This is a genomic window from Agromyces sp. P1_H4 (assembly GCF_056405255.1).
On sequence record NZ_JBFUCL010000342.1, the window covers coordinates 1 to 3,975 of the forward strand.

The window sequence follows — 3,975 nt, forward strand, 5'->3', positions numbered from 1 at the left end:
GTCCGGCGGACACTGCGTAGCATCGCCGCCGTCGACTGACAACGATGTCACGAGTCAACCGTGACACGCGCGATGAAGGGCGAAACAGACGATGACGACGAAATCACTATGGGCGACAGGTGCGACGGCGGTGGCCGTCGCCGCACTGGTCGCCGGCCTGCTCGGAGCGGCGCCGGCCGACGCGGCGGAGCCACCGGCCCCCGACCCCGCGAGCGAGCAGTACCGCCCGTACCTGCACTTCTCCCCGGAGCGCAACTGGATGAACGACCCCAATGGCCTCGTCTACGAGGACGGCACGTGGCACCTGTTCTTCCAGCACAACCCGTACGGCACCCGCTGGGGCAACATGAGCTGGGGCCACGCGACGAGCACCGACCTCGTGCACTGGGAGGAGCAGCCGCTCGCGATCCCCCAGACGTTCGACGCGAACGGCGTCGCGATCGAGGACATCTTCTCGGGCTCGGTCGTACTCGACGAGCAGAACACGAGCGGCCTCGGCACGGCCGAGAACCCGCCGATGGTGGCGATCTACACGAGCGCATACACCCCGGCGCATCCGACGCTCGCCGGCCGCCAGGCGCAGTCGCTCGCGTACAGCCTCGACCACGGGCAGACGTGGACGAAGTACGAGGGCAACCCGGTGTACGACCGGGGCTCGTCGAACTTCCGCGACCCGAAGGTCTTCCGCTACACGAACCCCGGGACCGGCGAGTCGTACTGGGTCATGGCGGCCGTCGAGGCGCTGCAGTACAAGGTCGTGCTCTCGCGCAGCGACGACCTGAAGACGTGGACGCACCTCAGCGACTTCGGCCCGGCCAACGCCACGGGCGGCATCTGGGAGTGCCCCGACCTGTTCCCGCTCGCGGTCGACGGCGACCCGGCGAACACCAAGTGGGTGCTCGTCGTCAACCTCAACCCGGGCAGCGTCGCGGGCGGCTCGGGCGGCCAGTACTTCGTGGGCGACTTCGACGGCACCACCTTCACGTCCGAGAGCACGGTGGCGGATGACGCGGTGCCGGCCGGCGAGGTCTTCGCAGGCTTCGACGACGGCACGTACGACGGCTGGACGGTGGCCAACGAGCCGGGCAACTGGAAGAACGGCCCGTTCGGCGATGCCCCGGCCGCCGGCACCCTGCCCGGCCAGAACGCGGTGGGCGGATTCGTGGGCGCGGGCCTCGTGAACGGATTCAATGACGGCGACTGGCCCGTCGGCACCGCCGAGTCGCCGACGTTCACCATCGACGACCCCTTCGTGAACCTCCTCGTCGGCGGCGGCAACCACCCGCACGTCGACGGCACGCAGCTCGGCAACGAGCCGCCCGCCGGGCGACTGCTGTTCGACGGCTTCGAGTTCCCCGAGGGCACCACGCTCGTCGACACGGGCTGGACGGCGACCGGCGACCTCGCGGTCGACCCGAGCCGCAATCCGTCGACGTCCGGCGGCGACTACTACCTCGGGCAGAAGCGCATCAACACGTGGGAGGGCGGCCCGAAGGGCGACGACAACCTGGGCGACCTGACCTCGCCCGCGTTCACCATCCAGCCCGGCGAGGACCACCTCTCGTTCCTGCTCGGCGGCGGCAAGCGGTTCAACGGCACGCTCGAGGTGCGGCTCCTCGTCGACGGCGAGGTCGTGCGCACGGCCACCGGTCCCGAGGCCGGCCAGCTCAACTGGCAGTCGTGGGACGTCTCCGAGTTCGCCGGTCGCGACGCGCAGTTCCAGGTGCACGACGACGCGACGGGCGGCTGGGGCCACCTCACCGTCGACCACCTCGTCCTCGGCGCCGAGCCGGCGCTGCCCCGCTCGGAGGAGACGAGCGTCAGCCTCGTCGTCGACGGCGAGGTCGTGCGCACGGCGACCGGGCGCAACAGCGAGACCCTCGACTGGGTGAGCTGGGACGTCGCCGAGTACGCCGGCCGCGAGGCATCCGTTCGCATCGTCGACAACAACCGCTTCGGCTGGGGGCACGTGCTCGTCGACCAGGTGATGTTCTCGGATGCCGCGGCCGCGCCGCGCCTCGAGGGCTACGACTGGCTCGACTGGGGCCGGGACTACTACGCGACGGTGTCGTTCTCGAACGCGCCCGACGGCCGGCGGGTGATGCTCGGCTGGATGAACAACTGGGACTACGCGAACGACATCCCGACCGGCACGTGGCGCAGCGCCAACACGCTGCCCCGCGACGTGCGGCTCGTGTCGACGCCCGAGGGCCCGCGCCTCGCGCAGCAGGTCGTGCCCGAGTTCGCGCAGCTCGAGCAGACCGATCGGGCGTACACGGATGCCTCGCGGCCGATCGCCGACGGCTCCGAGACGCTGCCCGTGGCGGGCGACGTCGTGCGCATCGACGCGGTGCTCCGCCCCGGTGAAGCCGACGCGGTCGGACTCAGCGTGCTCGGCGACGACGAGGCGTCGACCCGCATCGGGTACGACGCGGCATCCGGCCGCCTGTTCGTCGACCGACGCGACTCGGGGAGCACCGCGTTCCACCCGGCGTTCGCGTCGCTCGACGATGCGCCGGTGGCGCTCCGCGAGGACGGCACCGTGGCGATCACCGCGTACGTCGACCGGTCCTCGGTCGAGGTCTTCACCGCCGACGGGCGCACGACGATCACCGACCAGGTGTTCCCGAACGCCGGCGCCGACGCGATCGGCCTGTGGGCCGACGGTGACGGTGCGACGCTCGAGTCGCTCACGGTGACGCCGCTGCACGGCGCGATGTACAAGGAGGCCGGCGTGGACGACGCGACGGCCGCGCCGCCCACCGCCCAGCTGTCGTCGACGTCGGGGCCGAAGTCGGCCGACAAGGACGGCGACTACCTCGTGAAGGTGAAGCTCGGCAAGGGCCAGCCGACCACGGTGGTGCGACTCGTCGAGGGCGACTCGGTGATCGGCCGCGTCTACCGCACGGCCGACGACGGGCGCATGGCGCAGTTCCCGATCACGGATGCCGCGCCCGGCGAGCACCACTACCGGGTCGAGCTCGAGAACTCGGCCGGCACGACCGACGGGGGCTCCCTCGTCGTGCGCGTCGCCGGCTGAGCCATGGGGGCGGGGTGCGGCGCTGCTGACCGCCGCACCCCGCTCGCCGAGGCGCAGGGCGGGTCGGAGTAGCGACCTGCGCCCGCGGGCCGGGTGCACGGCGTCGCGCCCGTGTCCCCCGATCTCGGGTGATGGACGCCGACGGCCGCTGGCCCCAGAATGGCAGGATGGGGCGCCGAAGGCGATGCACCCCGGCGGCGCTGGAGGCGTCGCCGTAATGGATCGCGCCGCCGGACTTCCGATCCGAACGCCAGACCAGCGGCTCCGGGTCTTCGTCAGCTCCACACTGAAGGAGCTCGAACCGGAGCGCCGCGCCGCTCGGGCGGCGATCGAGCGGCTGCGACTCGCGCCGGTCATGTTCGAGCTCGGTGCGCGGCCGCATCCGCCGCAGCAGCTCTACCGGGCCTACCTCGACCAGAGCGACGTGTTCGTCGGCATCTACTGGGAGCACTACGGCTGGATCGCGCCCGGCGAGGAGGTCTCGGGCCTCGAGGACGAGTACCTGCTCGCCCCGCGCGAGATGCCCAAGCTGATCTACCTGAAGCAGCCGGCGCAGCGCGAGGAGCGGCTCGACGAGCTCCTCGGCCGCATCCGCGACGACGACACCGCGTCGTACACGCCGTTCTCGAGCAGCGAGCAGCTGGCCGACCTCATCACGGCCGACCTCGCGACGCTGCTCGCCGAGCGGTTCGACGCGTCGCGGGCGGCGTCCATCGGGTACGGMGGGGTCGGCGGCGCAGCCGGGACGCCCGGCGCGGCTGCGGCATCCGGCCCGGCTGCGGCATCCGGCGCGCCCGCGGCATCCGCTGCATCGGCCGCCGAGCCCGACGCGAGCGCCTCGGGAACCGACCACATCCCCGTGCCGTACACCGAGGCCGTCGGCCGCGACCGCGAGGTGGCGACGCTGCTCGACTGGCTCGGCCACGGCGCGGAGC

2 protein-coding genes are annotated in these 3,975 nt (G+C 72.0%); both read left to right on the plus strand.

Annotated features, from left to right (window positions below; all coding sequences use genetic code 11):
- Window positions 1–91: 91 nt before the first annotated feature.
- Window positions 92–3,040 (plus strand): GH32 C-terminal domain-containing protein, encoded by a 2,949-nt coding sequence (locus AC1DY2_RS16680; RefSeq protein WP_476763430.1) that lies wholly within the window; start codon window positions 92–94, stop codon window positions 3,038–3,040.
- A gap of 217 nt (window positions 3,041–3,257) precedes the next feature.
- On the plus strand, window positions 3,258–3,975 hold a 718-nt coding region (locus AC1DY2_RS16685; protein ID WP_476763431.1), incomplete at its 3' end, for a DUF4062 domain-containing protein.